This is a genomic window from Thauera sp. ZXT1-4 (assembly GCF_052598215.2).
The window spans coordinates 1-2,610 of the sequence record NZ_JBQWSN020000078.1 but is presented as its reverse complement, the minus strand read 5'-3'; the positions used below and the strand labels follow the sequence as shown (position 1 = coordinate 2,610).

Annotated in this window: 1 protein-coding gene; it reads left to right on the top strand. The window is 67.7% G+C overall.

What is annotated here, in order from left to right:
- The coding region (locus ACUH78_RS18985) for a TRAP transporter permease (RefSeq protein ID WP_445334419.1) at positions 1-2,610 on the top strand (2,610 nt) is incomplete at both ends.

The window sequence follows — 2,610 nt, the reverse complement described above, 5'->3', positions numbered from 1 at the left end:
ACAAGGCCAGCTTCGAGCTGTCCGACGAAGAACTGCAGAAGATCGTCGCCGAGGCCGACACGGGCGGGCGCAAGCCCACCGGGCTGACTGCACAGCTGCTGCTGATGGTGGCGCTGGGGTGGTCGCTGTTCCAGCTGTGGATCGCCTCGCCGCTGCCGTTCTCGCTCGGCGTGTTCGTGTTCAACGACACCGAGGCGCGCGCGATCCACCTCGGGTTTGCCGTCTTCCTCGCCTTCGCCGCCTACCCCGCCTTCAAAGGCTCGCCGCGCGCGTACGTGCCGGTATTCGACTGGGTGCTCGCGGCAGTCGGGGCGTTCTGTGCATCCTACCTGTTCATCTTCTACCAGGACCTCGCCCAGCGCCCGGGCCTGCCCACCACCGGCGACCTGGTGGCTGCGGTGATCGGCATGGTGCTGCTGCTCGAGGCTGCGCGTCGCGCACTGGGCCTGCCCATGGTGATCCTGGCCGCGGTGTTCATGATCTACATCTTCTTCGGCCCCTACATGCCCGAGGTGATCGCACACCGCGGCGCCTCGCTCGCCAAGGGCATGAGCCACATGTGGCTCACCACCGAGGGCGTGTTCGGCGTCGCCGTGGGGGTGTCGACGAGCTTCATCTTTCTCTTCGTGCTCTTTGGCGCGCTGCTCGAGACCGCGGGCGCCGGGGCCTACTTCATCAAGTCGGCCATTGCGCTGCTGGGCGGGTTGCGCGGCGGCCCGGCCAAGGCCGCGGTGGTGGCCTCGGCCAGCACCGGGCTGATCTCGGGCTCCTCGATCGCCAACGTGGTCACCACCGGCACCTTCACCATCCCGCTCATGAAGAGCGTGGGCTACCGCGCCGACAAGGCGGCCTCGGTCGAGGTGGCCTCGTCCGTGAATGGCCAGATCATGCCCCCGGTGATGGGCGCGGCCGCCTTCCTGATGGTGGAATACGTGGGTATCAGCTACGTGCAGGTGATGAAGCACGCGATCCTGCCCGCGCTGATCTCCTACATCGCGCTGTTCTACATCGTGCACCTCGAGGCGCTCAAGATGGAGCTGCAGGGCCTGCCGCGGCGCGAGCCGCTGCCCTGGCAGCGCGCGGTGATCAGCACGCTGATGACGGTGTCGGGCGTGATCATCCTGTCGGCGGTGGTGTACTGGGGCTTCGGCTGGATGAAGGGCGCCTTCGGCGAGGCGGCCTTCGTCGTCGTGGGCGCGCTCATGCTCGCGGCCTACGTGGCGATCGTGCGCTTCGGGGCGAAGTACCCCGAGCTCCATATGGAAAAGCCCGGCGAGAAGATGGCGTACCTGCCCGAGATCGGCCCCACGCTCAAATCCGGCCTGCACTTCCTCTTGCCGGTGGCGGCGCTGATCTGGAACCTGATGGTCGAGCAGCTCTCGCCCGCGCTGTCGGCGTTCTGGGCGACGCTGTTCCTGATGTTCATCCTCGTCACCCAGCGCCCGCTGTTCGCCTTCTTCCGCGGCCACGGCGCACTGGGCGAGGCCACGAAGCACGGCTTGCACGACCTGTTCTCGGGGCTGGTGACCGGTGCGCGCAACATGATCGGCATCGCCATCGCCACCGCCACCGCGGGTGTGATCGTGGGCACGGTGACGCTGACCGGCATCGGCCTGGCGATGACCGAGCTCGTGGAGGTGCTCTCGGGCGGCAACCTGATGGTGATGCTGGTGCTGGTGGCAGTGATCTGCCTGGTGCTGGGCATGGGATTGCCGACTACGGCCAACTACATCGTGGTGTCGACGCTGATGGCACCGGTGATCGTGGAGCTGGGCGCGCAGAGCGGGCTGCTGGTGCCGCTGATCGCGGTGCATCTGTTCGTGTTCTATTTCGGCCTGATGGCCGACGTGACCCCGCCGGTGGGGCTGGCGTCCTACGCCGCGGCGGGCATCGCCAAGAGCGAGCCGATGCGCACGGGCCTGACCGCCTTCGGCTACAGCGCACGGACGGCGATCCTGCCCTTCATGTTCATCTTCAACACGCAGATCCTGCTGATCGGCATCACCGACACCTTCCACCTGGTGATGACCATCGTCAGCGCGACGGTGGCGAGCATGATGTTCGCCGCGGCCACGCAGGGCTTCTTCATCGCCAAGACCCGCCTCCACGAGACGCTGATCCTGCTGCTGGTGACCTTCACGCTGTTCCGTCCGGGCTTCTGGATGGACATGGTGTATCCGCCCTACGACGAGGTGGCGCCGACCGAGCTCACGCGCCTGGTCGAGGCGGCGCCGCGCAACGGCAACCTGCGCGTGTGGGTCGAGGGCATGAACCTCGAGGGGCAGGACATCGCCAAGGGCGTGCTGCTGCCGCTGGGTGAGCCGGGCAACGCGCGCGAGCGTCTGGGCAAGATGGGTCTGACGGTGATGACGCTGGGCGATCAGGTGCAGGTGGCGGCGGTGCGCTTCGGCAGCCCGGCCGAGAAGCTGGGCCTGGAGCAGGGCTTCGCGATCGCCAGCATCGAGCTGCCCGCGGCCGAGCGGCCCGACAAGGAGTGGATGTACCTGCCCGCCTTCGCGCTGATTGCGCTCGTGTGGGCGATGCAGAAGCCCCGCCAGCGCAGGCGTGCGGCCGAACGCGCCGCGGCGCTCGCCGATGAGCGCACGCAGG